At 49.1% G+C, this 3,449-nt stretch carries 3 protein-coding genes and 1 pseudogene; all 4 read right to left on the bottom strand.

The window, feature by feature from the left end:
- Positions 1–140 (bottom strand): annotated as a pseudogene (locus AB4090_RS14885) (methyl-accepting chemotaxis protein); the annotation flags it as partial.
- A gap of 510 nt (positions 141–650) precedes the next feature.
- Complete coding sequence (locus AB4090_RS14880; RefSeq protein ID WP_369574661.1) at positions 651–1,793, bottom strand: diguanylate cyclase; 1,143 nt, start codon at positions 1,791–1,793, stop codon at positions 651–653.
- A complete protein-coding gene (locus AB4090_RS14875; protein WP_369574660.1) occupies positions 1,781–2,560 on the bottom strand; it encodes a GAF domain-containing protein in 780 nt (259 codons plus the stop codon). Before AB4090_RS14875 ends, AB4090_RS14880 begins: the two co-directional genes overlap by 13 nt.
- Positions 2,561–2,602: 42 nt before the next feature.
- Positions 2,603–3,091 (bottom strand): hypothetical protein, encoded by a 489-nt coding sequence (locus AB4090_RS14870; RefSeq protein ID WP_369574659.1) that lies wholly within the window; start codon positions 3,089–3,091, stop codon positions 2,603–2,605.
- Positions 3,092–3,449: the final 358 nt, after the last annotated feature.

Genomic DNA, 3,449 nt, shown 5'->3' with positions numbered 1-3,449 from the left:
TTCCGGACCGCATCTGCCACCACGGCAAAGCCCCGCCCGTGTTCTCCCGCCCGTGCGGCCTCAATTGCCGCATTCAGAGCCAGCAAATTGGTTTGATAGGAGATCTGTTGAATGTCTTGCAGAGTAGATCCAATCGCCTGCAACTTCTGCTGCAAGTCCCGAACGATGTGTTCATTGTTTTGAATCACCGCAGCAGTGCTCTTGGAAGCCGCCGCCATACCCTGGGCGGCGGCCTCGATGTCCTCGGCAGAGTGATCTACCTGCACGGTGACATTGCGCAGCGATTCTGCCGTCTGGTGGGCCTTGCCCTCCGCCCCCTGCATCGCCCGGATGCGCTGCGCCACAGGCTCCAGGACCTTTTGTAGAGCGACAGGAATTCCTTCATCTGGAGCAGGATCTGTGTTTCCCACGCCCAGAATCCCGAGAAGATAATCAGTGAACTGGGTAGCCAAGGTTTCCTGCGGATTCATTCTGTCTCCTATTATTTTAGCATGCTGGTGCAGTTGTTGTTCTGTTTACTTTGCCCCGGACCAATGTCCCCCACTGCAAGAACATACTCTCGACACAAAACGTTCATTTTCTATATGGCCTCACAAATCTTCTATAATTTAAACATTCGCCAAAACAATTTCTCCTTAAGAGCCTTGTTTCTAGCCATATAGCGTCCAAAATGACGCACGTTTTTCCTTGATGGATTTACTCTCGTAAAGAGCATAATCTGCATGTTGAAGCAACTCAATCACAGAGTTTTTGTATTCAATGAATGGATAAATTACTGCACCAAGACTTACGCCGACAGAGACTTGCGATGTATGGTCTATAGAAATTGGCGAACAAATCATCTCCCCAATTTTTCTTACCAGCTTCTCAAATGCCGCCACATCAGACAATTCTTCGATCAGTATGACAAACTCATCGCCACCAAGGCGGGCGACAAAATCGCTTTTGCGCAAGCCTAATTGAAAACGTTGCGCCAACGTGCAGAGCACCAGATCGCCGACCCCATGCCCGTGCGTATCATTGATAAACTTGAATCCATCCAAATCCAGCATGCATACAGCTAACAGTTTATCATAAATATGGGAGCGGTACACGGCTTGCTCCAATCTTTCCTCAAGAAATCGTCGGTTAGGTAAATTCGTAAGTGCATCATGACGAGCTAATTTTTCAATTTCTGATTTCGCCACTTCTAGCTTGATATGTTCGAAATAGCGACTAAGACCAACTCCCAGGCTTGCAGCCAGCTGCCGCAGCGTCTCTTGGAGAGGTTTCGTAAAGTACCTCAACTCATCCGCCTCTATAACCAGCACCACAAACGGGGATTTTATGTCATCCAAAAATACCGGGATGGCCATGACGCTACGTACCCGCGCAAAAAATCCCCTATTATCATTAACAAAACTATTTAACGCAGATGAACTGGGATCTATTGGACCATACTGCAATCCTGAATCAATCACCTCATTAGCAACAATCGTTGGGCATATCCCTTGACTAGCATATCTTGATGCTCCGTCTTGATTTGAGAGTGCGTTATTTTCCAAATCATTCATGGCGAGTATGGACAAACTGGAAAATTCCGATGCTCTCCCAATAATATAAGCCCCAATAGCTTCCGTGTCTGCTATTACGCTACGCACCAAACTATCATACATGGCTTGAGGACTATTCTGGTGAAGAAGCTGCTGTTGCACATTCAGAACTGCTCGTTGATAGCCCTGAAGACGAAGGAAGTCTCTTGCTATCGCCTTTTGATGGACATAGACCGCAAGGTCCCGCGTTAAATCCGACAATCACTGCGAGCCAGGAGAGCGAAGCGGGGGCGAGTAGTCCCCAGAAGGCAACGCGGCGAACTGCATCCGCCGAAGCGACCGCGAAGCCGGGAGTGCAGGCGCGTGCTGTGCCGCATGGTTGGCGTCGAGTCATTCGGGAGACGAGTGCGCCGTCTGCGCCCCAACGAGGGCGTGGCGGTGTGCCGGTGACCGGGACGGCTGGGGCCTATTATCTGGTCGGCAGCGCAAGGCCGATCGCGCAACGACGCGCGAAAAGGCCTGCTGAGCACGCCGACTCTCCGGAAAGATGGTATCGCTGGGGAAAACCCATTGTCACCAGAGAGAAATGCCCCCATGATAATTTTGTTACCATCTTCGGTAGACTTCACAGAAGTTATGTTTTGTTTGAGGGCAAAGCTGTATGCAAGTTCCCGCCATGGAGCAAATTCTGGAGACTGCAGAAAATCTCCGACGACCACGCCTTCACCTAAACGTAAAAGCTTCCCTCCTGGTCCCCGCCCCTCGGGAATATGTTCCAAGCTGCTGATGCGCAGATCTTGCGCATATTCCCATGCGGATCCTGCCTTTGCCGTCACATTTACCCAGGTTGAACCGGGTTCTAAAATACCAATCCAGACCAACGGCAGCTGCAAATCATCTGCAAGCTGATTAGCAACCCTTCCGAAGGCTTTCTCCACATCACCGCCAAGATCATCCCGCAAGATACGCACCATGGCCAACAAGCTACGATAGAACTTCGTATCAACTGACAGGGTTTCCAGGCTCACAGACTACCCTCCCTTCATCATGCGGAAAGGTGGAGATTCAAACTATGGATGGCTTCCCGGGATGGTTTGGAGACTAGAGATTACCATCTGATCAATTTTCATCCCGACCAGCGATGCCTTAGTGGCATGGGTGTAGGCGGCCCTCCTGGGGAATATCACGGTGGTGTTGCCTCCTTTACTCAGCAGAGTGAGGTTTAGCGGACAAACAGATGCTGCCTGCCAATCGTTGTTCAGCAGTGCGCTAAACAAGAAAGGGTTGCAAAAGACGACGGCCCTGGCGTCAGCATAGCCCCCCTGGTTCAGATTTGGGATATGTAGCACCTTCTGCTTGGCCTCAATCCTTTTTAAAATATCTAAATTCATAACGACTTTAAAATGTCCATGGGAAAGCGCCTGCACAACCTCTTTTTGGGCAGACGCCATTGGCGCAGGGATGGTTTCTGTGTAGAAGGAAGCATCAGAAGCCAATGCTGTACCAACGCTAAAGACGAGTAATGCCGCAGTAGATAGAAAAGCCCCAACGCTATTCATAAGTTTCTCCGTATATAGAAATTAACTAATTCACGATGAAAAATGCCCTATTTGGGACAGCTAGTTGGACGATCCTATCCCTTACAGAACAAAACAACTACACAATGTACCGATTCCACTATGGCACACGAATTGCATAATAATCCGATTATGTATTTTAACACAAGATAGGCGAGGGGAAACAACATATGAGTGCAAAAAAGTTGGTAGCCGCTGGACTCTCTGCTGTTGTACTAGCTATAGTGGCTCAATACGCGGATGCCGCTAACTGGTTTAAGCTACAGGACCTAAATCCTAAAAACGTCTCTCTATTCTCAGGATTTATTGAGCCATCTATCTTCTCTATGGCTGGCACAGA

Origin of the sequence: Acidithiobacillus sp. IBUN Pt1247-S3, from assembly GCF_041146875.1 — a bacterium.
In the GTDB taxonomy this organism is placed as follows: domain Bacteria; phylum Pseudomonadota; class Gammaproteobacteria; order Acidithiobacillales; family Acidithiobacillaceae; genus Igneacidithiobacillus.
This window is presented reverse-complemented; position numbering and strand designations above follow the sequence as displayed.

Bases quoted from the DNA above. Each gene is read 5' to 3' on its own strand.
- AB4090_RS14870 (WP_369574659.1), bottom strand. From the start codon at position 3,091: ATGAATAGCGTTGGGGCTTTTCTATCTACTGCGGCATTACTCGTCTTT.